This is a genomic window from Kribbella sp. ALI-6-A (assembly GCF_001984195.1).
Taxonomy (GTDB): Bacteria; Actinomycetota; Actinomycetes; order Propionibacteriales; family Kribbellaceae; genus Kribbella.
On the sequence record NZ_MTQN01000007.1, the window covers coordinates 105,337 to 129,116 of the forward strand.

The 23,780-nt window shown below is 70.0% G+C and carries 25 protein-coding genes and 1 tRNA gene; 19 read left to right on the plus strand and 7 right to left on the minus strand.

All coding sequences use genetic code 11. The annotated features are described in order from the left end of the window. Positions 1-175: 175 nt before the first annotated feature. The 6 genes from BWI15_RS04510 (at position 176) to proB (ending at position 8,065) form a co-directional block, all read left to right on the plus strand. Positions 176-1,003 (plus strand): TIGR03936 family radical SAM-associated protein, encoded by an 828-nt coding sequence (locus tag BWI15_RS04510; RefSeq protein WP_077013012.1) that lies wholly within the window; start codon positions 176-178, stop codon positions 1,001-1,003. Between the two features lie 143 nt (positions 1,004-1,146). Continuing rightward, the gene (locus tag BWI15_RS04515) at positions 1,147-4,389 is read left to right on the plus strand and encodes an Rne/Rng family ribonuclease (RefSeq protein WP_077013013.1); all 3,243 of its coding nucleotides are present in this window, start codon (positions 1,147-1,149) and stop codon (positions 4,387-4,389) included. A gap of 150 nt (positions 4,390-4,539) precedes the next feature. Further along, positions 4,540-4,857, plus strand: coding sequence for a 50S ribosomal protein L21 (gene rplU / locus BWI15_RS04520; RefSeq protein ID WP_077013014.1), 318 nt, complete (start codon positions 4,540-4,542; stop codon positions 4,855-4,857). Between the two features lie 11 nt (positions 4,858-4,868). Further along, complete coding sequence (rpmA, locus tag BWI15_RS04525; RefSeq protein ID WP_012919955.1) at positions 4,869-5,129, plus strand: 50S ribosomal protein L27; 261 nt, start codon at positions 4,869-4,871, stop codon at positions 5,127-5,129. A gap of 120 nt (positions 5,130-5,249) precedes the next feature. Continuing rightward, positions 5,250-6,890: a GTPase ObgE gene (gene obgE / locus BWI15_RS04530; RefSeq protein WP_077013015.1), complete on the plus strand. Its 1,641-nt coding sequence runs from the start codon at positions 5,250-5,252 to the stop codon at positions 6,888-6,890. Between the two features lie 62 nt (positions 6,891-6,952). After that, on the plus strand, positions 6,953-8,065 hold the full coding sequence (proB, locus tag BWI15_RS04535; protein ID WP_077013261.1) for a glutamate 5-kinase: 1,113 nt from the start codon (positions 6,953-6,955) through the stop codon (positions 8,063-8,065). 137 nt (positions 8,066-8,202) lie between these two features. Here the strand turns inward: proB and BWI15_RS04540 are convergent, their stop codons facing one another. Further along, the gene (locus BWI15_RS04540; protein ID WP_083750554.1) at positions 8,203-8,622 is read right to left on the minus strand and encodes a DUF1761 domain-containing protein; all 420 of its coding nucleotides are present in this window, start codon (positions 8,620-8,622) and stop codon (positions 8,203-8,205) included. Between the two features lie 52 nt (positions 8,623-8,674). Between BWI15_RS04540 and BWI15_RS04545 the strand changes: the two genes are divergently transcribed. After that, a complete protein-coding gene (locus tag BWI15_RS04545; protein ID WP_077013016.1) occupies positions 8,675-9,349 on the plus strand; it encodes a winged helix-turn-helix transcriptional regulator in 675 nt (224 codons plus the stop codon). Positions 9,350-9,470: 121 nt separating this feature from the next. Here the strand turns inward: BWI15_RS04545 and BWI15_RS04550 are convergent, their stop codons facing one another. Continuing rightward, positions 9,471-10,079 (minus strand): dihydrofolate reductase family protein, encoded by a 609-nt coding sequence (locus BWI15_RS04550; protein WP_077013017.1) that lies wholly within the window; start codon positions 10,077-10,079, stop codon positions 9,471-9,473. 95 nt (positions 10,080-10,174) lie between these two features. On the opposite strand from BWI15_RS04550, the gene BWI15_RS04555 reads away from it, so the two are divergent. After that, positions 10,175-11,122 carry an XRE family transcriptional regulator gene (locus BWI15_RS04555; RefSeq protein WP_077013263.1) on the plus strand — a complete coding sequence of 316 codons (948 nt, stop codon included), beginning with the start codon at positions 10,175-10,177 and terminating at the stop codon, positions 11,120-11,122. Positions 11,123-11,128: 6 nt separating this feature from the next. On the opposite strand, the gene BWI15_RS04560 is transcribed toward BWI15_RS04555, so the two are convergent. Next, positions 11,129-11,488, minus strand: coding sequence for an ArsR/SmtB family transcription factor (locus BWI15_RS04560; protein ID WP_077013018.1), 360 nt, complete (start codon positions 11,486-11,488; stop codon positions 11,129-11,131). 84 nt (positions 11,489-11,572) lie between these two features. Here BWI15_RS04560 and BWI15_RS04565 point away from each other — a divergent pair, with 84 nt between their 5' ends. The 3 genes from BWI15_RS04565 (at position 11,573) to BWI15_RS04575 (ending at position 15,620) form a co-directional block, all read left to right on the plus strand. Next, positions 11,573-12,982 (plus strand): FAD-dependent oxidoreductase, encoded by a 1,410-nt coding sequence (locus BWI15_RS04565; RefSeq protein WP_077013019.1) that lies wholly within the window; start codon positions 11,573-11,575, stop codon positions 12,980-12,982. Then, positions 12,982-14,232: an MFS transporter gene (locus BWI15_RS04570; protein ID WP_077013020.1), complete on the plus strand. Its 1,251-nt coding sequence runs from the start codon at positions 12,982-12,984 to the stop codon at positions 14,230-14,232. The genes BWI15_RS04565 and BWI15_RS04570 overlap by 1 nt, the downstream gene beginning before the upstream one ends. A gap of 143 nt (positions 14,233-14,375) precedes the next feature. Next, complete coding sequence (locus BWI15_RS04575) at positions 14,376-15,620, plus strand: glutamate-5-semialdehyde dehydrogenase (protein ID WP_077013021.1); 1,245 nt, start codon at positions 14,376-14,378, stop codon at positions 15,618-15,620. Here the strand turns inward: BWI15_RS04575 and BWI15_RS04580 are convergent. Next, the gene (locus BWI15_RS04580; RefSeq protein ID WP_077013022.1) at positions 15,610-16,305 is read right to left on the minus strand and encodes a 4'-phosphopantetheinyl transferase family protein; all 696 of its coding nucleotides are present in this window, start codon (positions 16,303-16,305) and stop codon (positions 15,610-15,612) included. The genes BWI15_RS04575 and BWI15_RS04580 overlap by 11 nt on opposite strands. Continuing rightward, positions 16,302-17,174 (minus strand): winged helix-turn-helix transcriptional regulator, encoded by an 873-nt coding sequence (locus BWI15_RS04585; protein WP_077013023.1) that lies wholly within the window; start codon positions 17,172-17,174, stop codon positions 16,302-16,304. Before BWI15_RS04585 ends, BWI15_RS04580 begins: the two co-directional genes overlap by 4 nt. Before the next feature lie 84 nt (positions 17,175-17,258). Here BWI15_RS04585 and BWI15_RS04590 point away from each other — a divergent pair, with 84 nt between their 5' ends. Then, positions 17,259-18,479 carry an MFS transporter gene (locus BWI15_RS04590; protein WP_083750555.1) on the plus strand — a complete coding sequence of 407 codons (1,221 nt, stop codon included), beginning with the start codon at positions 17,259-17,261 and terminating at the stop codon, positions 18,477-18,479. On the opposite strand, the gene BWI15_RS04595 is transcribed toward BWI15_RS04590, so the two are convergent. Next, entirely contained in the window at positions 18,409-18,861 is a 453-nt protein-coding gene (locus BWI15_RS04595) for an Lrp/AsnC family transcriptional regulator (RefSeq protein ID WP_077013024.1), read from the minus strand. The two genes, BWI15_RS04590 and BWI15_RS04595, sit on opposite strands and share 71 nt — an antisense overlap. Before the next feature lie 338 nt (positions 18,862-19,199). Here BWI15_RS04595 and BWI15_RS39240 point away from each other — a divergent pair, with 338 nt between their 5' ends. The 5 genes from BWI15_RS39240 to BWI15_RS04615 all read left to right on the plus strand — a co-directional run bounded on the left by BWI15_RS39240 (position 19,200) and on the right by BWI15_RS04615 (position 21,240). Continuing rightward, positions 19,200-19,358 carry a hypothetical protein gene (locus BWI15_RS39240; protein WP_168197262.1) on the plus strand — a complete coding sequence of 53 codons (159 nt, stop codon included), beginning with the start codon at positions 19,200-19,202 and terminating at the stop codon, positions 19,356-19,358. A gap of 18 nt (positions 19,359-19,376) precedes the next feature. Then, positions 19,377-19,988: a nicotinate-nucleotide adenylyltransferase gene (nadD, locus tag BWI15_RS04600; protein WP_077013025.1), complete on the plus strand. Its 612-nt coding sequence runs from the start codon at positions 19,377-19,379 to the stop codon at positions 19,986-19,988. 10 nt (positions 19,989-19,998) lie between these two features. Beyond that, on the plus strand, positions 19,999-20,379 hold the full coding sequence (rsfS, locus tag BWI15_RS04605; protein WP_077013026.1) for a ribosome silencing factor: 381 nt from the start codon (positions 19,999-20,001) through the stop codon (positions 20,377-20,379). Next, a complete protein-coding gene (locus tag BWI15_RS04610; RefSeq protein WP_077013027.1) occupies positions 20,376-21,023 on the plus strand; it encodes a histidine phosphatase family protein in 648 nt (215 codons plus the stop codon). Before rsfS ends, BWI15_RS04610 begins: the two co-directional genes overlap by 4 nt. Before the next feature lie 144 nt (positions 21,024-21,167). Next, positions 21,168-21,240 (plus strand) — tRNA-Ala (locus BWI15_RS04615). 137 nt (positions 21,241-21,377) lie between these two features. On the opposite strand, the gene BWI15_RS04620 is transcribed toward BWI15_RS04615, so the two are convergent. Then, positions 21,378-22,043 (minus strand): Type 1 glutamine amidotransferase-like domain-containing protein, encoded by a 666-nt coding sequence (locus BWI15_RS04620; RefSeq protein ID WP_077013028.1) that lies wholly within the window; start codon positions 22,041-22,043, stop codon positions 21,378-21,380. A gap of 606 nt (positions 22,044-22,649) precedes the next feature. Between BWI15_RS04620 and BWI15_RS04625 the strand changes: the two genes are divergently transcribed. Together BWI15_RS04625 and BWI15_RS04630 are read left to right on the plus strand one after the other, a co-directional pair. After that, positions 22,650-23,204 carry a MauE/DoxX family redox-associated membrane protein gene (locus BWI15_RS04625; protein ID WP_083750556.1) on the plus strand — a complete coding sequence of 185 codons (555 nt, stop codon included), beginning with the start codon at positions 22,650-22,652 and terminating at the stop codon, positions 23,202-23,204. 16 nt (positions 23,205-23,220) lie between these two features. Continuing rightward, complete coding sequence (locus tag BWI15_RS04630; RefSeq protein WP_077013029.1) at positions 23,221-23,778, plus strand: TlpA family protein disulfide reductase; 558 nt, start codon at positions 23,221-23,223, stop codon at positions 23,776-23,778. Positions 23,779-23,780: the final 2 nt, after the last annotated feature.

Below are 23,780 nucleotides of genomic sequence, written 5' to 3' on the forward strand. Positions count from 1 at the left end.
GCGAGTCGGCCCCCGCACGGCGGTAGTTCGCCGCTGCGGGGGCTGATGTCGGGCCGGGGAGGATGGGATGAACGTCATCAACCCTCTGTTCCTCGGTCCAGCCGTGACTGTCCGTGCGGAGCGCCACGGAACGTGACGATGTGAGTCTGCGGCGCCGGGCTGTCAGAATGCCGTCGTGGCACCTGTACAAGCTCCGCCGTCCCAGCAGCTCCCCGCGGTCCAGAAATTGCGCGTGCGCTTCGCCAAGCGCGGGCGGTTGCGCTTCACCTCGCACCGCGACTTCCAGCGCGCCTTCGAGCGCGCGGTGCGGCGCGCGGAGCTGCCGGTCGCCTTCTCGCACGGCTTCAGCCCGCACCCGAAGATCTCGTACGCCGGTGCCGCGCCGACCGGCGCCGCCTCCGAGGCCGAGTACTTGGAGATCTCGCTCACACACCAGCGCGAGCCGGACGCCGTACGGGCCGCGCTGGACGAGGCGCTGCCGCCGGGGCTCGACGTGCTCGACGTGGTCACCGCCACCGGCGGGTCGCTGGCCGAGCAGCTGGAGGCCAGTGAGTGGGAAATCACGCTGCCGGGCGTGGATCCGGCCGCCGCGGCGACCGCGGTCGAGGCCTTCCTCGCCCGGGACGAAATTCTGGTCGAACGCATGACCAAACGGGGCCTTCGCTCGTTCGACTGTCGGGAGGCCGTTCTCCGACTCACCGTCGGTAGTGGACCGGCTTCGGTTGAGACATGTGCGATACTGCAAGTGGTGTTACGGCACGGAACCCCGGCCGTGAGACCCGACGACGTTCTCGCCGGCGTGCTCGACGTAGCGACGCTCCCGGTGACGGGCCCGGCTCTTCTGACCAGGCTCGCCCAGGGCCCGCTCATCGCGGCCTCCGGCACAGTGGACGATCCGCTCGCTCGTGACCGCGACGCCAACCAGGCGACCGCGACCGGCCAGGCGGTCGACCACGAGACGCAGCCAGCGGAGGGCGACGTCGCCGCTCCGACTGCGCCCTGAAGCGTGGGGGAGCGGGACCCAGCAGGCTTCCGCCGTGCCGGCCACCCGCCGGAAACGGCGAGACCGTGACCGCCTTCTGGGCGCGCCGGACCCGTGACAGGGGTCGCAGGATGCGCCGGAGGGCCTGAGGAGACCCGCACTGCATGCTCGACAACGAGCCGAACACCACTGAGGCCGCCGAGACGGCCGCCGCTCAGCCGGCCCGCAAGGCCGGCGCGAAGAAGACCGCCGCGAAGAAGTCGGCGGCCAAGACCACCACCACGCGCAAGCGCACGGTCAAGAAGGCCGTCGCCGAGCCGGACCTGGTGAGCACCCAGGCCGACGCGGAGGCCGCCGATCCGGCGCCCGCCCCCGCGAAGAAGACCGCCGCCCGCAAGACCGCGGCCAAGGCGCCGGCCAAGAAGGCCGCCACCAAGCGCACGGTGAAGAAGGCGGCCGCCAAGCCGGTTGAGGAGACCCCCGAGGTCCCCGCCGACACCACCGCCGACGGCGGCCCGGTCGTCGAGACCCCGCCCGCGGCGAAGAAGACCACCCGCCGCCGCACCACCAAGAAGGCCGCGGCCCCCCAGCCCGACCTGCTCACCCCCGACTCCCCCCTCACCGACGGCCCCGTGGCCGACGCGGAGGAGGAGATCGACGAGACCCTCGCCGCCGAGGCCGCCACCGCCGCCGCCGAGGCCGCCCGCGCCGCCGCCGGCTCGGACAGCGACGCAACCGCTTCGCTCACATCTGGCGCCGCCGCGACCTCAGCCACAGACAACGAGTCCGGCGCCACCCCAGCCACCGGCACCACCGCCAAGGCCGTCACCACCACCGGCACCTCGTACGTCTCCGTCGGCGGCGCAGCCCCCGCCGCCCCCGCCGAGGAGCCCGTAGAGGAGCCGGCCCCCACCCGCCGCACCCGCCGCCGCGCCCCGGTCGCCGCCCCGATCTTCCAGGCTCCGGCCGTCGAGGTAGCCCCCGAAGCGGCAGCGACCAGCCCGGTCGAGGCCACCCCGGAGGAGACCCCCCGCAAGCGCACCCGCAGCCGCCGCGGCGCCACCGCCGAGCAGGTCACAGAGGCGCCGCCCGCCGACGAGCTGACCGACGTACCGGAGCCGACCGAGGACGAGCAGCCGGCCACCCGCCGTCGCCGCAGCCGCCGTGGCCGCGACGCCGAGGAGGTCGCCGCCGACCGCGCCGAGCCGGTGCTCGAGGCCGCGCAGGAGATCACCCCCGAGGACGCGATCGACGCCGACGACGACGAAGGTGACGGCGAGGGCACCCGCCGCCGGCGCCGCCGCCGTGGTGGCCGTCGCCGCCGCAAGTCCGGTGAGGGCGCGGACGACAACGCCGACGAGCAGTCCGAGGACGACGAGGACACCGACGAGCCGTCGGACGACTCCGACGACGCGGCTGACACCGACCAGTCCGAGGACGAGGGCGCCGGCAGCTCGTCGCGCCGCCGCCGTCGCCGTCGTCGCCGCAAGGGCGAGGAAGGCGCCGTCGCCGCCGACGACCCGGACGAGATCGTCGTCCGGGTGCGGGAGCCGCGCAGCAAGAACACCGTGAACGAGATCACCGCGGTCGAGGGTTCGACCCGCCTGGAGGCGAAGAAGCAGCGCCGCCGCGAGGGCCGCGCCGCCGGCCGCCGCCGCGCGCCGATCGTGTCCGAGGCCGAGTTCCTGGCCCGGCGCGAGTCGGTCGAGCGGGCGATGGTGATCCGCGCCCGTGGCGACCTGACCCAGATCGCCGTGTCCGAGGACAACGTCCTGGTCGAGCACTACGTCGCCCAGGAGGAGCAGGTCTCGCTGATCGGCAACGTGTACCTCGGCCGGGTGCAGAACGTGCTGCCCAGCATGGAGGCCGCGTTCATCGACATCGGCAAGGGCCGCAACGCCGTCCTGTACGCCGGTGAGGTCGACTGGGCCACGCTCGGCGCCGGCAACGGCCCGCGCAAGATCGAGTCGGTGCTGAAGTCCGGCCAGGCGGTCCTGGTCCAGGTGACCAAGGACCCGATCGGCCACAAGGGCGCCCGGCTCACCAACCAGATCAGCCTGCCCGGCCGGTACGTCGTGTACGTGCCGCGCGGCGGCAACGGCGGGATCAGCCGCAAGCTGCCCGACACCGAGCGCAACCGGCTCAAGACCATCCTGAAGGACATCGTCCCGGACGAGGCGGGCGTGATCGTGCGCACCGCGGCCGAGGGGGCGACCGAGGAGGAGCTGACCGCCGACGTCAGCCGCCTGCAGGCGTACTGGACCGAGATCGACAAGAAGTCGAAGTCCGGCCAGGCGCCGCAGCTGCTGCACGGTGAGCCGGATCTGCTGATCCGCGTGGTCCGCGACCTGTTCACCGAGGACTTCACCAAGCTGGTGATCTCCGGTGACGACGCCTACGACCAGGTCAGCGAGTACGTCGAGCACGTCGCGCCGCACCTGGCCGACCGGGTCGAGAAGTGGAGCGGCGACGGCGACGTCTTCGCGAACTTCCGGATCGACGAGCAGATCAAGAAGGCGCTGGACCGCAAGGTCTGGCTGCCGTCGGGTGGTTCGCTGATCATCGACCGGACCGAGGCGATGACGGTCGTCGACGTCAACACCGGCAAGTTCACCGGCTCCGGGGGCAACCTCGAGGAGACCGTCACCAAGAACAACCTGGAAGCGGCCGAGGAGATCGTCCGCCAGCTGCGGCTGCGCGACATCGGCGGCATCATCGTGATCGACTTCATCGACATGGTCCTGGAGTCCAACCGCGACCTGGTACTGCGCCGGCTGGTGGAGTGCCTGGGCCGTGACCGGACCAAGCACCAGGTCGCCGAGGTGACCTCGCTGGGCCTGGTCCAGATGACCCGCAAGCGGATCGGCACCGGGCTGCTCGAGGCGTTCAGCGAGAACTGCGACCACTGCGGCGGGCGTGGCTTGATCCTGCACGACGAGCCGAAGGAGTCCCGCCGCAACGGGGGACGCGGCCAGCAGGAGCCCAAGAACGGCCACGACCACAAGGCCGCGGAGGGCGAGGGGCGCAAGAGCTCCCGCCGCAGCCGCGGCAAGGGCCGTCGCGACGACGAGCAGACCGAGGCCCAGGAGCCGGCGCCGCACAACGGCGACGCCGCCCAGCGCCTGGCCCAGATCGCCGCCGCTTCGGCTGCGGCGAACGGCCACGGTCAGCACGACGAACCGGCGGGGGAGACCTCCTCCGAGGAGCAGGCGACGCCGGCGCAGGCTGCCGACGTACCGGCTGAGCAGGCGAGCACGGAGGCTGCTCCGGCCGCCGAGGTGGAAGCGGACCAGAGCGAGCAGAACGGCTCTTCCCGCACCCGTCGCCGGCGCAGTGGCCGGAGCCGCTCGAAGGGCGCCGATTCCGAGGCGGAGAGCGCTTCGGAGCTGGTCACGACTGCTCCCTAGGGCCGGTTTTGAAGTTTGCGACGCTCGCGTAGTAAACTTCCCATTCGGCGCGCATCCTGCGTGCCTCCTTTGTGTGGGCCCCGGTGTGAAGGTGTGAGCCAGCCCGGCGGCCCGGTAAGACTTCCGAACAAACAGAGAGTGAGATCCACGGTGTACGCGATCGTGCGCAGTGGCGGCACCCAGCAGAAGGTCGCCGTCGGCGATGTCATCGAGATCGACAGCCTGACGGACCAGGTCGGCGACACGGTGTCGCTGCCCGCAGTCCTCGTCGTCGATGGCGACACCGTGACGACCGATGCCGCCGCTTTGTCCAAGGTGGCCGTTTCGGCTGAGGTCGTCGGCCGGACCAAGGGCCCGAAGATTCACATCCTCAAGTACAAGAACAAGACCGGTTACCGCAAGCGCCAGGGGCACCGTCAGCACTACACCCAGGTCAAGGTCACCGCGATCGACGCGAAGAAGAAGTGAGCTGATCTGAGATGGCACACAAGAAGGGCGCGGCGTCCACCCGTAACGGGCGCGACTCGAACGCGCAGCGGCTCGGCGTGAAGCGCTTCGGCGGTCAGCTGGTCAACGCCGGCGAGATCATCGTCCGGCAGCGCGGCACGCACTTCCACCCGGGCACGCTGGTCGGCCGGGGTGGCGACGACACCCTGTTCGCGCTGGCCGAGGGCCGGGTCGAGTTCGGCACCCGTCGCGGGCGCCGCGTGGTCAACATCGTCCCGGCGCCGGCGGAGTAACACCGCCACCCGGCACGATTGGTAGCTCTGAGAAGGGCGGGTCGCGGAATACCGCGACCCGCCCTTCTCGCTGTTCTTGGGGAACAGTCCCCGACACCCTGCAGGAAGTAGAGAACACCGATGGCGATTCCCAGCTTTGTCGACCGGGTCACGGTGCACGTCACCGGTGGCAACGGCGGAAACGGCTGCGCCTCGGTGCACCGGGAGAAGTTCAAGCCGCTCGGCGGCCCGGACGGCGGCAACGGCGGTGACGGCGGCAGCGTGATCCTGCGCGTCGACCCCGACCTGACCACGCTGGTCGACTACCACCGCTCCAGCCACCGCTCCGCGACGAACGGCGCCCAGGGCAAGGGCGACAACCAGAACGGCAGCAAGGGCGCGGACGTCGTGCTGCCGGTTCCGGACGGCACCGTGGTCAGTACGCCGGACGGCGAGGTGCTCGCCGACCTAGTCGGCCCCGGCGCGGAGTACGTCGTGGCGCAGGGTGGCAAGGGCGGCCTGGGCAACGCGGCGCTGGCCAGCTCGGCCCGCAAGGCGCCCGGCTTCGCCCTGCTCGGTGAGGACGGCGAGGAACGCACGATCGTCCTCGAGCTCAAGGTCGTCGCCGACATCGGTCTGGTCGGCTTCCCGAGCGCGGGCAAGTCGTCGCTGGTCGCGTCGATCAGCCGGGCCCGGCCGAAGATCGCCGACTACCCGTTCACCACCCTGATCCCGAACCTCGGCGTCGTCGTCGCGGGCGAGACCACGTTCACCGTGGCCGACGTACCGGGCCTGATCGAGGGCGCCAGCGAGGGTCGCGGGCTCGGGCACGACTTCCTGCGGCACGTCGAGCGCTGCGCCGCGCTGGTCCACGTGATCGACTGCGCGACGTACGAGCCGGGCCGCGACCCGGTCAGCGACCTCGATACGATCGAGGCGGAACTGGCCGCGCACGGGGGTCTGGAGGACCGGCCGCGCCTGGTCGCGCTGAACAAGGTCGACGTGCCGGACGCGCGCGAGATCGCGGAGATGGTGACCGCGGACCTCGAGCGGCGCGGGATGCGGGTGTTCTCGATCTCCACCGCCAGCCACGAAGGGCTGGACGCGCTGAAGTTCGCGATGGCCGAGATCGTGCAGAAGCGTCGCGCCGAGGCCGAGAAGCCCGACACCACGCGGATCGTGATCCGGCCGCAGGCCACCGGCGGCGTCGAGTTCAAGATCAAGAAGATGCCCGACGGCGGCTGGCTGGTGCAGGGCGACAAGCCCGAGCGCTGGGTCCGGCAAACCGACTTCACCAACGCCGAGGCGACCGGTTACCTGGCCGACCGGCTGAACCGGCTCGGCGTCGAGAAGGAACTGCTCGAGCGCGGCGCGATGGCCGGCGACGCCGTGATCATCGGCGACGGCCCGAACGCGGTCGTGTTCGACTTCGCGCCCGAGGTCCAGGCCGGCGCCGAGATCCTGGCCCGCCGCGGCGAGGACCACCGGCTCGAGGAGGACCGTCCGGCCGCCCAGCGCAAGAAGGCCAAGGACGAGCTGTACCACGCCCGCCGGGCCGGCGAGATCGAGCCGTCGACCGACCTGTCGGAGTACGGTGCGGGCTGGACCGAGGACGAGGTGGACCTGTCCCCGGCCGAGGCGAAGGCGGCCCAGAAGGCCGCCGAGAAGCTGGCCCGCAAGCAGGCCCGTGAGCTGGAGGCCGCGCAGGAACTGCAGGCCGAGCTCGCGTACGCCGCCGGTCAGGACATCGACGTCGAGGCGGAAGACAACAAGAACGCATAAGCAGTTGCCTTTGGCCCGCAATGGCGCCGGTCGGGGGACTGCGATCCCTGCTGGGAGAGCTGATGAAACGCCGCACGGAGGTCGTCAAGGCTTCCCGCATCGTCGTGAAGGTCGGGTCGTCGTCACTGACCCAGCGCGGCCGGATCGACCTGGACCGCCTCCGCCTGCTCGTCGACGCCCTGGCCGCCCGGCGCGTCGAAGGCACCGAGGTGGTGCTGGTGTCCTCCGGCGCGATCGCCGCCGGTTTGGCTCCGATGGGCCTGCGCTCGCGTCCCCGCGACCTCGCCACCCAGCAGGCCGCCGCGTCGGTCGGACAAGGCCTGCTGATGGCCCGCTACAGCGACGCCTTCGCCGCGCACGGCCTGCGCGTCGGGCAGGTGCTGCTGACGGTGGACGACGTGACTCGCCGTTCGCACTACCGCAACGCCTACCGCACCTTCGCCCGTCTGCTGGAGTTGGGCGTCGTCCCGATCGTCAACGAGAACGACACCGTCGCCACCACCGAGATCCGCTTCGGCGACAACGACCGCCTGGCCGCGCTCACCAGCCATTTGGTGCACACCGATTTGCTTGTTTTGTTGTCGGATGTGGACGGCCTGTACGACGGTGATCCGCGCAAGCCGGGCACGACGATGCTCACGGATGTGCGAGGGCCGGATGACCTCGTGTCGCTGCAGATCGGTCGTACTGGTTCCTCCGGGGTGGGCACCGGAGGCATGCAGACCAAGGTCGAGGCCGCGGCAATTGCTACTGCTGCAGGGATTCCCGTCGTACTGACGTCCGCCGGCCGAGTCGGCGAGGCTCTCCGTGGTGACCCCGTCGGCACTTTGTTCCACCCCACGGGTCGCCGCCGCAAAACCCGTCTCCTGTGGCTCCAGCACGCCACCTCGGGCCAGGGCCGCCTGCAGCTCGACGAAGGTGCGGTCAAGGCCGTGACTGAACGCCGTACGTCGTTGCTGCCTGCGGGCATCAACGCGGTGGAAGGGACGTTCTCCGCGGGCGATCCGGTGGATCTGGTCTCGCCTTCGGGAGTGGTAGTTGCCCGAGGCCTGGTCAACTACGACGCCACCGAACTCCCCAGCCTGCTGGGCCGCTCCACCCGAGACCTGGCGCGCGAACTCGGCGCGGCGTACGAGCGAGAAGTGGTCCACCGAGACGACCTCGTCCTGCTCTGAAAGTTGCCAAGAGCAAAGAACAAGAGCAAAGAACAATTGTAGATAGATCATGGCTGAGGCCGCGACGAACGGCTGAGGTGGGCGTTGCGTCGGAGTCGGAGCCCGAGTTGAGCCAGTGACCGTGTCGGCGCCTGCCGCTACTGCAGCAACCCGATCGGAACCGCCATGCCCAGGAACAGCACGAGCTGATAGGCGCTGTTGATCACAGTGAGTCGACCAGGCTTCTGCTCGAACCCGTTGTGCTGCGCCAGGGTGGACAGTGAGAAGCCGAGCCACGCCGCGAGGCCGACCGCCAGGGCGACCCAGAAGGAGTCGGTGGCGAAGAAGCCGGATGCGATGGAACTGGCGGCTGCGAGAGCCAGTGCCGTGGCGACGATCGACGCCACCAGGACCAGGAACGGTCGCTTGCCGGCTCTCGCCGAGTCCTCCTTGGTCACCCCGGTCAGTTTCCGCCAGACGCCGCCGGCCAGCCCCCAGTCGCTGTACCAGCCCCAGGCCACCGCCATTCCGGCCACGATCGCGGCCGCGACGGCCGGCCAACTGATGCTCAGCTCCACGGGATCTCCTCTTGGTCGACGCTGGGCTCCGTACTTGATAAAATCAAGCGTGGTGGAAAACGTCAATCAGAACGCGAAGGAATCGCGCTCCTACGGCCAGTTCTGCGCCCTCGCGCGCTCTCTGGACGTCGTCGGCGACCGGTGGACCTTGCTCATCGTGCGCGAGCTGCTGCCGGGTCCGATGCGCTACACAGAGCTGAGGACCTCGCTCACGAGCATCGCCACGAACCTCCTGTCCGCGCGGCTGAAGACCTTGGAGGCGAACGGCATCGTCGAGCGCCGCCTCGAGGACGCGGGTGTCGTCTACGCCCTCACACCGTGGGGAGCGGGGTTGCGAGAGCCGATGGAAGCGCTCGGTCGGTGGGGCGCGCCGCTGCTGGCGACCGGCCAGGGAGACGACGTCTTCCAGCCGCGCTGGCTGACCCTGGCGCTGCCTGCCCTGCTCCGAGGCGCGACCGCCTCTCCTCCCGTCGAGCTCGGCATCGAGACGGACGGCTTCCTGATGGCCTTGCGGGTCGACGAAGACGGTCCGAGCGCGTTCGTGCCCGATCGGGACCCGGACTCGGTCTTCACTGCCGCTCCCGACGTGGTCGTCGCTCTGGCCGCTGGAGCGATCAGCATCGAGCAGGCCGTCGCCGCGGGCGAGTTCCGGGGCGACTCGAACGTACTCCGCACCGCGTTCGGCCGGGTTCGTGCGAGTGTGACTCCGCCGACCAACGGCGACTGACGACAACGGAGAAGCGCAGGGTGCCTCGGATGCAAGCATCCTGTCCTCGGCTGGCTGTTGGTCACCTGTCGCAGGCAAACCTGGTGACGTATCAAGTCGACGCATCGTGTCCCAGGTGATGTCATGCCGTCTGGCCAGTGCTTCGACGTTTCGGTCCGACGCCCTCGGGGACTTCCGTGTGCACGTGCGGGATGTACACGAGCTTCTGGGTACGCCCGTCGAGCACGGTCGACTCGACGAGTTCCAGGTCGAGTTCGGCTCCGCCGTGCAGGAGGGCTGCGTCGCCGGCGCGGCCCGAGACGGCGGGGAACATGATGATCTCGAGCCGGTCGACGAGGCCGGCGGCGAGTAGGGCGCGGTTGAGCGTGATGCTGCCGTGCGATCGCATCGGTACGTGCGTGGTGCGCTTCAGGCGTTCGATCGCCGTCACGGCGTCTTCGTTGAGCACCGTCGAGTTCTGCCAGCCGAGCGGCTCTTCGAGGGTGCTGGAGAACACGATCTTCGGCAGCGCGTTCAGGCTGTCGTAGTAGGGCTCGTCGTACTCGGCCACGAACGTACGGAACTCCCGGAACGTCGTCGCACCGAAGACGAGCACTTGATCCTGCGCGAAGGTGCGCACCCGGTCCTCGATGAGCTCAGGGCCCTCCTTTCCCCAGTAGCCGGGCCAGCCGTGGGCCATGCCGTAGCCGTCCAGGGTGCAGAAGAAGTCGACGGTGAAGGTTGTGCTCATGGTGTTGCTCCCTTGTTCGTGTCACCTCCGGTGGGTGACTTCACAACTGCTACGAACACGACTGGACCGATCCGACACCTGTGACACTGGTGAATGTGAGCTTCGGGAGGCAACAGACGGCTGAGTTGGTGCAGCGGCTCCAGGCCGGTGACACCAGTGCGCAGACCCTGGAGTCCCTGCGGGCGACGGTCGAGGAACTGTGTTGCCAGTACAACCGCCGCGGCGCGTTGGAGCTGCGTCAGGAGGCTCATGCCTGGTTGCAGCATGTTGGAAACCTGCTGCGTCGACCGGTAGGGCTCAAGGTGCATCAAGAACTGCTGGTGACCGGCGGTTGGCTGGCGCTGCTGGCCGGCTGCGTCGAGTACGACCTCGGGATGAGCTCGGCCGCGGAGTCCACGCGGACAGCGGCGATGCAGTTGGGTGGCGAGGCGGATCATCCGGAAATCGTCGGGTGGGCCCACGAGATGACGGCGTGGTTCGCCCTGACGCAAGGGCGGTACCGGCAAGCAATGCAGGCTGCCCAGCGCGGGCAGGCGGTCGCGCGGACCAGCAGTGTGCATGTTCAGCTCATTGCCCAGGAAGCGAAGGCTCGGGCGCGGATGGGGGAGAGCGGCCTGCACAACGTGCTCGAAAGCGGCCGGGAGATGCTCGACCGCCTGCCGTATCCCGACCGCCCGGACAATCACTTCAAGATCGACCCGGCCAAGTGGGACTACTACGCGATGGACGTCCATCGGATCGCCGGCGACAACGACCTGGCGGAGCAGTACGCGAACGCCGTCATCCGCGACAATGTCACCCCCGGCGGCACCGAACTCAGCCCGATGAGGGTCTCCGAATGCCGGCTCACGCTGGGATTCCTGGCGGGGCGCCAAGGCGACCTGGAGCAGGCGGTCGGTTTGGGGAAGGCGGGGCTGAGGGACGGCAGGCAGAGCCGGATCCACCTGAAGATGATCGCGGGCGAACTGGACCGGGAGTTGCGCCGAAAGTTTCCGGCTGAGGGCCTGGTGGGCGAGTTCGAGGACGCGCTCCGCAGTTTCTGACCCGGCTCAGCTGGTGACCGGCTCCGGGACCGAGAGCAGGGCCGAGATCCACTGAAGACGCTCGGGCATCGGCCAGTAGTAGACCCACGTACCGCGCCGCTCGCAGTCGACCAGGCCGGCCTCGCGCAGCACCTTCAGGTGGTGGGAGATCGTCGGGCCGGAGACGTCGAAGTGCGGCGTGATGTCGCAGACGCAGACCTCGTCACCGGCGGAGGCGATGATCGACATCAGGCGCAGCCGGATCGGGTCCGACAGGGCCTTGAACGCCGCGGCGCCCTCGGCGGCCTGGGCCGGGTTGAGTGCGGCGACGGAGATCGGGGCGCAGCAGCCACCGCTGCTCAGGAGAGGAATCTGCTGCTTCGACATGTGTCTATCTTGACTCATGTCGAAACAAGGGGCAAGGTGGACATCGTTGATTAGATGAACTTCAAGACAAGTGAGGGGTAAGCGATGAGCGAAGAGAACGCCGTGCCGCCGGTGGTGGTTGTCGGCGCAGGTCCGGTGGGACTGGCGGCAGCGGCGCATCTGGCCGAGCGGGGCCTGGACTTCGTCGTACTGGAGGCCGGTCCCGGGATCGCGGCGGCGATCGACGAGTGGCGGCACGTGAAGCTGTTCAGCCCCTGGCGGTACGACATCGACGCGGCCGCGAAGCGCCTGCTCGAGCAGGCGGGCGGCTGGAGCGAGCCCGACCCCGGCACGCTGCCGACCGGCGGCGATCTGATCGACGCCTACCTCGAGCCGCTGGCGAAGACCCCGCAGCTGTCCGGCCGGATCCGCTTCAACGCCTCCGTCGCCGCGGTGACGCGGGTCGGCTTCGACCGGATCCGCACCGCCGGCCGCGAGCAGGCGCCGTTCCTGATCAGGCTGGACGACGGCAGCGAGCTCCTGGCGTCCGCGGTCATCGACGCCGCCGGCACCTGGCGCCGTCCCAACGTGCTCGGCGGCTCCGGCATCCCGGCCCGCGGCGAGAGCAATCTCGCCGGCAGCATCTCCCGCGCCCTGCCCGACGTACTGGGCCGCGATCGCGACCGCTTCGCCGGACGCCGTACGGCGGTCGTCGGCGCGGGCCACTCGGCCGCGACCACGCTGCTCGACCTCGGCGAACTCGCCGCCCAGGTCCCCGGCACCGAGATCGTCTGGGTGGTCCGCGGCACCGACCAGGCGCGCACGTACGGCGGCGGCGCGGCCGACGAGCTGCCCGCGCGCGGCGCCCTCGGCTCCCGGCTGAAGCAGTTGGTCCAGTCGGGCCAGGTCGAGCTGGTGAGCAGCTTCCGCATCGAGGCGATCGAGCCGACCGCCGACGGACGGGTTCAGCTGGCTGCCGGTGAGCGGCGGGTCGTCGCCGACACCGTGGTGAACTCGACCGGCTTCCGCCCCGATCACGCCATGGTCGCCGAGCTGCGGCTCGACCTCGACCCGATCCTCGGCTCGACCCGCGCGCTGGCGCCGCTGATCGACCCGAACCAGCACTCCTGCGGCACCGTCCCGCCGCACGGCGTCGACGAACTCGCCCACCCCGAGCCCGGCTACTACGCCGTCGGCGCGAAGTCGTACGGCCGCGCGCCGACGTTCCTGCTCGCCACCGGGTACGAGCAGGCCCGCTCGGTCGTCGCCGCGCTCGCCGGCGACTGGGAAGCAGCTCGCGACGTCCAGCTCAACCTGCCCGAGACCGGCGTCTGCTCGTCCAACCTCGCGTACGGCGACAGCGCCGACGAGGCCGCGGGCGGCTGCTGCGGTCCAGCTCCGCAGGCGGTGGAGATCGCGGCTCCGGCCGGACGCGGCCTGGCCACCGGAATCAGCGGCGGACTGCTGACGATGATCGACCAACCCTCCACCGGGCAGTCGAGCTGCTGCAACTGATGCAGCCCAGGACAGCGGCCACCGCCCGTACCCGGTCAACGGGTCGGCGCGGTGGCCGCTTCGGCGTACCCCGACGGCTCGTCGCGGCGCTGGCCGTCACCCAGACAGTCGGGTACGGCGTGCTCTACTACGCGTTCAGCGCGCTGCTCGGCCCGATGAGCCGTGACCTCGGAATCTCCACGTCCACCGCGGCCGGCGCGCTCACGGCCGCGATCCTGACCACGGGGTTGATGGCGGTCCCGGTCGGCCGATGGCTCGACGCGCGCGGCGGGCACGCCCTCATGACCACCGGATCGCTGCTCGGCGCCGCCGCCGTCGTGGCGTGGTCGCAGGTCCACTCGCTGCCGCAGCTGTACGTCGTGTTCGTGCTGATCGGCGTCGCGTCGGCGATGGTCCTGTACGAACCGGCCTTCGCTGTCGTCGTGGCCGTCACCGCACCCGAGGCCCGCACCCGGGCGCTGCTCGGGATCACCCTGGTCGCTGGCTTCGCCAGTTCGATCTTCATCCCGCTCACCGGATACTTGCTCGAGGCCACGACCTGGCGCGACACCTTGCTGATCCTCGCCGCCGGGTACGCCGTACTCGCGATCCCGCTGCACGCCGTCGTTCTGCGCCGGACCGGCCCACGCCACCGCGCCGCACCAACCCGCTCGTCTCCGACGCGATCGTTCCTGCGCGACGCCGGGTTCTGGCTGCTGGCAGGCGGTTTCGTCCTGCACGCCGCGGCGCTCGCGATCGTCGCCGTACATCTCGTGCTCTACCTGACCGGCCTTGGTCACTCACCAGCTGTCGCCGCGAGCTTGGCCGGTCTGCTCGGTCTGCTGTCCGTCACCGGCCGCGTCGTCGCCAGCCTGTCGGCCCGGTGGTTGCCTATGGCTACCATCACGGCGATCGTACTGATCGCCCAGGGCCTCGCGATCTCGCTGCTCCCGTTCACCGGCCGGCACCTGGCCGGCGCGATCGGTTGCCTGACCCTGTTCGGACTCGGCTTCGGCATCGCCTCGATCGCGGCCCCGGCGATCCTGCTCGACCGCTACGGCTCCGACGGCTACGCCACCACCGCTGGGACCTTGGCCACCCCGGCGATCATCGCCAAAGCCTGCGCGCCCCTCGGCGCCGCCGTACTCGCCGAGACGACCGGGTACCAGCCCGTCATCCTGACGGTCGCGTCAGTCTGTGTCGCCGCGGGGCTGTTGATCGCCGCCTCGCGATGGGTACCGCCGCCGACAGGCCGCCGTCCGAGCACCTGATCACAGGCTGTGGTTGGCCGCTACCGTGATCCTCGCCCACGCGGCCGTCGTCCCGCTGGCCGACGCGATCGCCCGCCTGCCGCGTCTCCGGCGGCGCTGAGACGGCCGCGCGGCGAGGTGGCGCGGCGTCCTACGATGATGGGATGAGCGAGATCATCCAGTTGTGCCGGCGGGCGCGGGAGGCGTCGTACGCGTTGGCTTCGGCGTCGCGGGCGACCAAGGACGCGGCGTTGCACGCGATGGCGGCGGCGTTGCGGGCGAACACCGAGCGGATCGTCACGGCGAACGCCAAGGACGTCGCGGCCGCCCGGGAGGCCGGTACGCCGGAGTCGACGGTGGATCGGCTGGCGCTGGACCCGGGGCGCGTCGACGCGATGGCCGCGGGGCTGGAGCAACTGGCCGGGCTGGTGGACCCGGTCGGTGAGGTCGTCCGCGGGTACAACCTGCCCAACGGGCTGGAGCTCAAGCAGGTCCGGGTGCCGTTCGGAGTGGTCGGCATCATCTACGAGGCCCGCCCGAACGTGACGGCCGACGCGGCCGGGATCTGCCTCAAGTCGGGTAACGCGGTGCTGCTGCGCGGCTCGTCGTCGGCGGCCGAGTCCAACGCGGAGATCATCGACGTGCTGCGGACCGCCGTGGTCGAGGCCGGCCTGCCCGCCGACGTGATCCAGGGCGTGCCGGGGGACCGGGCCGCGGTCAAGGAGCTGATGCAGGCGCGCGGCCTGGTCGACGTCCTGATCCCGCGGGGCGGCGCCGGGCTGATCCAGACCGTCGTCACCGAGTCGACCGTACCGGTGATCGAGACGGGCGTCGGCAACTGCCACGTGTACGTCGACGCGGACGCCGATCTCGACCTCGCGCTGACCATCCTGCTGAACGCGAAGACCCAGCGCCCGAGCGTCTGCAACGCGGCCGAGTCGCTGCTGGTGCACGCCGCGGTCGCCGACGAGTTCCTCGCGAAGGCCCTGCCCGCGCTGGCCGAGGCCGGCGTCACCGTGCACGGCGACCCGAAAGTGGTTGCGTCAGGCAAGGACATTAAGTCGGCCACCGAAGAGGACTACGCGGCGGAGTACCACGGGCTCGACCTGTCGGCCGCTGTCATCGACTCGCTCGAGGACGCCGTCCAGCACATCCGCAAGTACAGCTCGAGCCACACCGACGCGATCATCACCAAGTCGCAGGCGGCGGCCCGGCGCTTCGTCCAGGCGGTCGACTCGGCGGCGGTGGTGGTCAACGCCAGCACGCGGTTCACCGACGGCGGCGAGTTCGGGTTCGGCGCGGAGATCGGGATCTCGACGCAGAAGCTGCACGCGCGGGGGCCGATGGGACTGCCGGAGATGACGTCCACCAAGTACGTCGTGATCGGCGAGGGCCAGATCAGGACCTGAAGCGCAGCACGTCGGCCGCGTCGAAGGTGGTGACCTCGATCGGCTCCTCGGTGAGCGCCGCCAACGCGGCGCGGTGACCGGGAGCAGGGGCGAGGTCGACCAGCTGCACCGGCCCGTTGTGGTCCGGCCACTGGAGGACCGCGGCCGGCTGGTCGGGCGCGCTCACCACGAGCTTGGTCAGATCGGCCCGGATCCCATCGCCGGTCGCCTTCACCACGGCTTCCTTCCGGGTCCAGTACGTCGTGAACGCACTAGGCCGGTCCGCGGCGTCGCGCCGTACGAGGTGCTCGGTCTCCTCCGGCGCCAAGCTGACGCGGGCCAGATCGAGCGGGTCGAGCCGGGTGTCGACCTTCTCGACGTCCAGGCCGACCGGCGTACCGGGGTGCAAGGCGACGCCGACCAGGTCACCGGAATGCGAGACCGACAGCTCGGCGCCCTCGGCGCGGACCTTGCCGTGCGGGCGTCCGCAGTCCGGGCAGCGCCGATCCAGCCGGATACTTGCCGGCGGCAACTGCTGCCTTCGCGCGAGTAGCCGGCGCACGATCGTGCAGCCGAGCAGGAATCGGTCGTTGTCCTCCTGCCGCAAGTACGCCGCCAGCCGCTCGCGCTCCACAGTGTCGAGATCGTCGACCCAAGTGGCGTCGATCGGCTGGGTGCTCAGCCGCGCCCACCAGACTTCGATCATGCGGTGCTCAACGCCCAGTCGACGGCGTCGGGGATGTCGGTGACCGGGTAGCGCACCGCGCGGACCACGCGATCGGCGCCCACGATCAGCACGAAGCGTTTGAGGCGCTCCAGGCCGCCGGCGCGGAAGGTCGGCAGTCGTAGCGCCGCGGCGAGCGTCAGGTCCGTGTCGGACAGCAATGGCTGCGCGATCTGCTCCAGGTCCGCGAAGGCGCGCTGCTCGTCGGGGCGCTGCGTGCTGACCCCGTGCACGGCGATCCCGGCGGCGCGGAACTCGTCGTACTTCTCGCTGAAGAGCTTGTTCTCCAGAGTGCATCCGTGGGCTCCGGCGATCGCTCCCCAGTCGTCGGGCAAGGGCGTCGGCCGCCCGGTCGCGGGGAACCCGAACACGACCGTCGCCCGGGCGTCGGGATCCACCACATCGATCGGCGCGCCGCCGCGGCTGGTTGCTGGCAGCAACAGATCGGGTGGGATCCGCCGGCCGACCAACTCGTGCAGCCGATGAGCCGGCGGCTCCGAGGCGTCGTTGGTGCCGGTGAGCTCGCCGTCGCCGAGCAGCCAGCGATCGCCCCAGTCCTGCAGGGCGACGAGCACCGGCAGGAGGGCCTGCCCCCGAGCCGTCAGTCGGTACGCGTACCGCGTCGGCCTCGCCTGGTACGCCGTACGCTCGACGATCCCGCTGTCCATCAGCCCGACCAGCCGCTCGGTCAGCACCTTCCGGGAGATCCGCAGCGACTCGGCCAGCAGGTCGAACCGGTCCAGCCCGCGGGCCAGATCGCGCACGATCAGCAACTCCCAGGGATCGCCGACAACCGCCAGCGACTGCGCGATCGCACAGTCCGGCTCGGGCGAGAAACTGCTCCGCCGCACCGCGCCCTCCCTCGGTCGAATCCGCTTGCCCTCAACTTAGCCGGGCGACTAAGTTCCTGCCAGGAACTCACCCAGGAGGCAGGCGTGACGACGTACTGGCGCCGAGTCGCCGGCCTCCCCGGCTGGCTGAAGGCCGTGATGCTCGGCCAGTTGGTCAGCGCGGCGGGCGCGCTCGCCTGGATCTATCTGACCCTGTACCTGGTCGGGGACCGCGGGATGACCCCGCAGTACGCCGGGTTCGCCGCCGCCGCGTACGGCGTGGGGCTGCTCGGCGGCAACCTCGGTGGCGGCTGGGTCGGTGACCGCTTCGGCCTCCGGACGGCTGCGGTCGGCAGTCAGCTGACCTGGGCCGCCGCCTGCCTGGCGATGCCTGTCGCACCCACCGCCGGGCTGGCAGTGCTGGCTGCGATCGCCGGACTGTGCGGGGGAGCGAGCAGACCGAACCTCAGCGCCCTCGTGGCGACCGCGATGCCCGCCGATCGGCGTCGCGAGGGCATCGCCCTGTCGCGGACCGCCAGCAACGCCGGCTTCACGATCGGGCCGCCGCTGGGAGGGCTGCTGGCGGCGTACGACTTCTCGCTGGTGTTCGTCGTCGACGCGGTGAGCAGTCTGGTGCTGGCGGTCGTGGTGTGGCGGTGGGTGCCGGCGGCCAAGCGGACTGTCGTGCGGCAGGCCTCAGGTGTCTGGCGGGCGCTGCGGCAGGACAGGGCGACTCTGGTGCTGCTCGGTGCGATCGTGGTGGTCGACACGGCGTACCGACAGCTCTTCGCGACGATGCCGCTGCTGCTGAGAGACGCGGGCTCGCCGGCGGTTGCGTACGGCGTACTGATTGGGCTGAGCTCGGTAGTGATCGTGCTGCTCGAGGCGCCGCTGGCAGTGCGGCTGGCTGGGCACCAGGCGCTGCACGTGGTCGCAGGCGGCTTCGTACTGGTCGGAGTGGGGCTGGCGGTGCTGGGAGTGTGGCCGGCGCTGGCAGGTGCGGCCGTGGCGGTGGCGGTGATCACTGGCGGGGAGATGCTCTACAAGCCGACCGCGACGGCTCATGTCGCCGATGCGGCGCCGGAGGGGATGGTCGGGCGCTACAGCAGCCTGTACGCCGCTGCGTCGATCAGTGGGATGTTCCTGGCGCCAGCACTCGGCGGTACGGCGTACGAGCGCGTGCCGGGTCTGCTGTACCCGGCGGCCGCCGTACTGGCGCTGGGGGCGGCCGCTGCTCTGCTGCTGGTTTGGCGGGCTACTCCGTCGGCAGGGGAGCGGGACGCGCTTCCCAGCGGGTCGACAGCACGACCGTCGTCCGGGTCCTGACCACGCCGTTCACTCTGCGGAGCTGGCCGACGACCGCCTCGAGGTGGGTGACGTCGGCGACCCGGACCTTGACCACCAGCTCCTGGTCGCCGGCGACGAACCAGCAGTCCTCGACGGCCTCGATCTCCCGGACCCCGTCGACGATGTCGTCGGTCTCCACGTCGTCGCGCTGGAACAGCCCGATCAGCGCGCTGGTGCCGAGGCCGACCTTGTCCGGTGCGACGACCGCGCGGTAGCCGAGCAGGACGCCACGCTCCTCCAGCCGCTTCACCCGCTCCTGAACGCTCGGTCCGGACAGCCCGACGACCCGGCCGAGCTCGGCCCAGCTGGACCGCCCGTTGGTCCGCAGCGCCTCGACCAGCTGTCGATCGATCACGTCCATGAATCCTCCCGTTCACCGCAGATTCGTAGGGAGATCGTCTGATCTGCCTTTAATTCGTTTGTGTAGAGCCAGCGTACGGCGTACAATTTCGACTAGCTGGAGATGCCCCTCCAGCGACACCACAACCCTGTGAAGGAATCATGATCACCCCCGAAGTCGCCCGTGCCCACATCCACGAGCTGCGCCGCGTCGCCGAGCTGCACAACCGTGTCGCCGCGCGCCCGTCGGCTCTGCGCAGGCTGCTGACCCGCAAGCACTGACCCACCCGGCGCGACCGGCCGGCCCCTCGAAGGCCACCGGTCGCGCTTCCTGGGGGTGGGGCGAGATAGGCTCTGCCCATGGCTCTTCAACTCCTGCCCCAGCTGGCGCCGCTGTCCGAAGCCGCCGGTGAGGCGTCGCACATCTCGCCGTGGTGGTACGGCGGGTTCTCCCTGCTTGTGCTGGTCGCGCTGCTGGCGCTGACCGTGATCATGGGCAAGGGCCGGCCGCACAGCTGAGCGGCGGATCGAGCTGACGTGAACTTACCGGAGCGGGTCCGGCGCCTCGGCGTCATGGGCGGTACGTTCGACCCGATCCACCACGGCCACCTGGTGGCCGCCAGCGAGGTGCAGTCGTACTTCGATCTGGACGAGGTGATCTTCGTCCCGACCGGGCAGCCCTGGCAGAAGACCGACCGGGACGTCTCGCCGCCGGAGGACCGGTACCTGATGACGGTGATCGCGACCGCCTCCAACCCGCGGTTCTCGGTCAGCCGGGTCGATATCGACCGGCCGGGGCCGACGTACACGATCGACACGCTGCGCGACCTGTCCCGGCTCTATCCCGACGCCGAGCTGTTCTTCATCACCGGCGCCGACGCGCTGGCCCAGATCCTGACCTGGCGCGACGTCGACGAGATGTTCAAACTGGCCCAGTTCGTCGGCTGTACCCGGCCGGGGACCGAGGCGACCGAGCTCCCGCTCGACCGGCTCCCGATGGACCGGATCACCCTGCTCGAGGTGCCCGCGCTGGCCATCTCGTCGACCGAGTGCCGGGCCCGGGTCGCCAAGGGCAATCCCACCTGGTACCTGGTCCCGGACGGAATCGTCCAGTACATCGCCAAGCGCGACCTCTACACCAACCATTAGAAGGAACTGCATGCCTGCCTCCGAACGTGCCGTCGAGCTGCTCACCGCGGCAGCCGAGGCGGCCCACGACAAGAAGGCCGAGAACGTGCTCGCGTTCGACGTCTCCGAGCAGCTCGCGATCACCGACGCGTTCCTGGTCGCCTCGGCGTCCAACGACCGCCAGGTCCGCGCGATCGTCGACGCGATCGAGGAGAAGCTGCGCGAGGACTTCGACGCCAAGCCGGTCCGCCGCGAAGGCGCCCGCGAGGGCCGCTGGGTCCTGCTGGACTACCTGGAGATCGTCATCCACGTCCAGCACGACGAGGAGCGCAGCTTCTACTCCCTCGAGCGGCTGTGGCGCGACTGCCCGATCATCCCGCTGCCGTCGCCGGTCCCCGGTTCACCCGAATGACCGCAGGACGCCTGATCGTCTGGCGCCACGGCCGCACCGAGTGGAACCTCCAGGACAAGATCCAGGGCCAGGCCGACATCCCCCTGGATGAGGTCGGCATCGCCCAGGCCCGCGCGGCCGCGGCCCGCCTGGCGTCGCTCGCCCCCACCCGGCTGATCGCCAGCGACCTCCAGCGAGCCGCCTCCACCGCCGCCGAGCTGGCCGCCCTCACCGGCCTCACCGTCGAGTACGACAAGTCCCTGCGCGAGATCGACGTCGACGACTGGGCCGGCCTCACCATGGCCGAACTCGCCGAGACCCACCCCGAAGCCGCCGCCCGCATCCGCGCCGGCGAACCCCAGCGCCGAGGCACCGCAGGCGAAACCGTCGAAGAGGTCGCCGCCCGCTTCGCCCCCGCCCTCCAACGCGCAGTAGAAGACGCCCAGCCCTCCGATACCGTCGTGGTAGCCACCCACGGCCTCGCCGCCCGGGTCGGAGTCTGTCTCTTCCTCGGCATCCCCCAAGAGGCCTGGCCCGCCTTCGGCGGCCTCTCCAACTGCAACTGGATCTCCCTCCTCCCCAGCCGCAACAACCGCTGGCGCATCGAGGAGTGGAACGCCGGCTCCCTCCCCGAACCAGTCATGTCCGACGACCCGCAGCAGTAGCCCTTTCCACTACCGCACCGCTCGCCGCGAACCCCGCACCAACCCGCCCGCCCCACCAGTGTTCAGCATCACCTCGACCCCCACCGGGAACCGATTTTTCTTCCAGGCCCCTCATCCGCTAAGCTTTCCGAGTCGCAAGAACGCGGGGCTTTGGCGCAGTTGGTAGCGCGCTTCCATGGCATGGAAGAGGTCAGGGGTTCGAATCCCCTAAGCTCCACCGCAGGTCAGAGGCCGGTTTTCCTTCTGGGAAACCGGCCTTTCGCATGACCCGGGAGGCTGGTGTCACGGGAGGTCTGCGGTCGGCTTGTCCTTTACCCCAGTTCGCGACTTTCGCCGGCCGTGACGCGCCGGCGGCTAGGCGGGGAAGGCCTTCCAGTGGCCTTCCGAGATGACCTCGACGGTGCCGTCGGTCACCTTGATGGCGGTTTGGTCGTCGATCGCGTACGCCGGACCTGCGATGCCGGCGGCCCATCTCTCCGCGTCGGCCATGGAGTTGCCCGGCATGAGTTCGTGGTCCAGGTGTGGGTAGATCGAGAAGTCGACGACCCCGAGTGTGCGGTCGTCCGGCGCGGAGGGCCAGTTGACGAAGTCGTCGCCGATTCGCGGGGTCATCACCATGCTGCCGGCGCTGAGACCCACCCAGACCGTCCCGGGTAGCGATGAGATGACGTCCGACAGGCCTGACTGTCGCATCCAGTGGTACAGGTAGGCGGCGTCGCCGCCGTCCGCCAGCAGCACGTCGGCCTCTCGGACCCACGGCACCCATCGCTCCTCGCCGATGCTGGGCAGCGCGGTGAGTTCGAGGACGCCCACGGACGCCCAGCCCAGGCTGGTCAGGAGAAACGGAGGCTCGCCGGCGACGGCGCGTCGCACCGATGCGGGTCCCAACATCGGGTGGCCCCACTGTGCCGTGGGGATGCAGAGCGCATGGGACTCGGAGATCGGCTTGCCCAGCAGATCGACCAGCGCATCCCGGATGCTCTGGTTCGTGATGCCCCCGGAGGTGAGGAGGAGCTTCACAACGCCTCTCGAGTCGAGCGCGACGGATTCGTGTGAGGTGCGCACCGCGGACGCGTCATCGTCTGACTCCTTGTCTTGCCCTGGCGCCCTCGAGCGGCCGTGTTCTACGCACACTACGTTCCGGGCCGCCCGGCTGAACGAACCCGCCGCTTCCAGCCGGTACGACGAATCCCGGCGCCGGCTGCTTCTGGTACGGGCGGAGTACGGGCAGGGTCGTGTCATCGGTCACTCGTAGTCTGCGCCAGATCGAGGAGAACCGGCCGGAAGCCTCTTGGCATCCGGCGATCGGTTCCGCACCCCGACGATCCTGGAGGCATCAATGACGAAGTTGATCCAGAGCATGAGTGACGGGCTGCTGTCCGTCTTCGCGCCGAAGGTCCGAGCATCGGCGGCCTGTCCGGCGTGCCGGCTGGTTGGACAGTGTGGCGACTGCAACGGGAATCGCAGGTACCGGACGCGGGTGTGCTACTCGGGTCCGGGGTGCCAGTACGAGACGACTACCTGTGTAGCCGTTGCCTCGTGCGCGCCGTAGATCCGCGGTGACGGGCGGCGGCGTTCGAAGGGACGCCGCCGTCTCGCAGACGCGGGGACACGACGTGGATTGGGGTGAGCGTGGAGTATCTGCAGTTCGGGTGTCAGGTTCTGCTGGGTGGGGTGTTTGCCGTGTCGGCCGGATCCAAGCTGTACTCGCGTACGGCGTTCGCGGAGTTCGCGGCCGCGACGGCCCGGTTGAGCGGAGCGGGGGCGGGACGGGCGCGTCAGCTTGCCGTCGCCGTCGTAGCAGCCGAGATCGCGATCGTGCTCGCCCTGATCGTCCATGCGCTGTGGGGATTCGCTCTCGGCATCGGGCTGCTCGCCGTCTTCTCGGCGGCCATCGTGCGTTCCCTGCGCAAGGGGCAGCGGGCGTCGTGCCGTTGCTTCGGGGCGTCGAACTCGCCGCTCGGCCCGCAGCATGTGGTCCGCAACATCGTCCTCGCGGCGTTCGGAGTCCTCGGCATCGCGGCGAACCTGAGCGAGCCAACGTCATCGACGGACATCGGACTGGCATGCGTTGTCGCCTTCGCCGCGCTGATCGGCGTCGGGCTGACCGCACGGCTGGACGACTTGATGGGGCTGTTCCGAGTTGCGGCAACCACGTCGCAGCTCGGCAAGCAACAGTAGAGAAAGGCTGGATTCCTTGACGACGTTTCTCACCGCGCTGGTCGTCGTGGTCGGCATTGTCGGCGTGCTGAACTTGTTGCTGCTGTTCGGTGTCATCCGCCGGCTGAAGGAACACGATCAGGCGATCGCCAAGATCCCGTACAGCGCGATGCAGAGTCCACCCGCCGAGTCCATGCGTGCTCCGGGCTCGGAGGTCGACGAGTTCACCGCGGTGAGCACGGACAGCGTACCGGTGACCAAGGAGTCGCTGACCGCGGAGACGCTGGTCGGATTCTTCTCCGTGTCCTGCGCCCCCTGCATCGAGAGCGCGCCGAAGTTCGCAGCCCACGCCGCCGGCGTCCCTGGTGGAAAGGACAGCGTTCTCGCGATCGTCATTGCCGACGGCGACGACGATGCGTCCGAGATCGTCGGCGTGCTCGGCGGAAGCGCCCGAATCGTTGTCGAGGGCTACGAAGGGCCGATCGCCACCGCCTTCGGCGTGACCGCCTTCCCGACGTACGGCGTGGTCGCGGGCGGAACGATCACCGCGAGCGCGATCGAGTTCGCCACCCTGCCCGTCCCCACGCCGGCCTGACC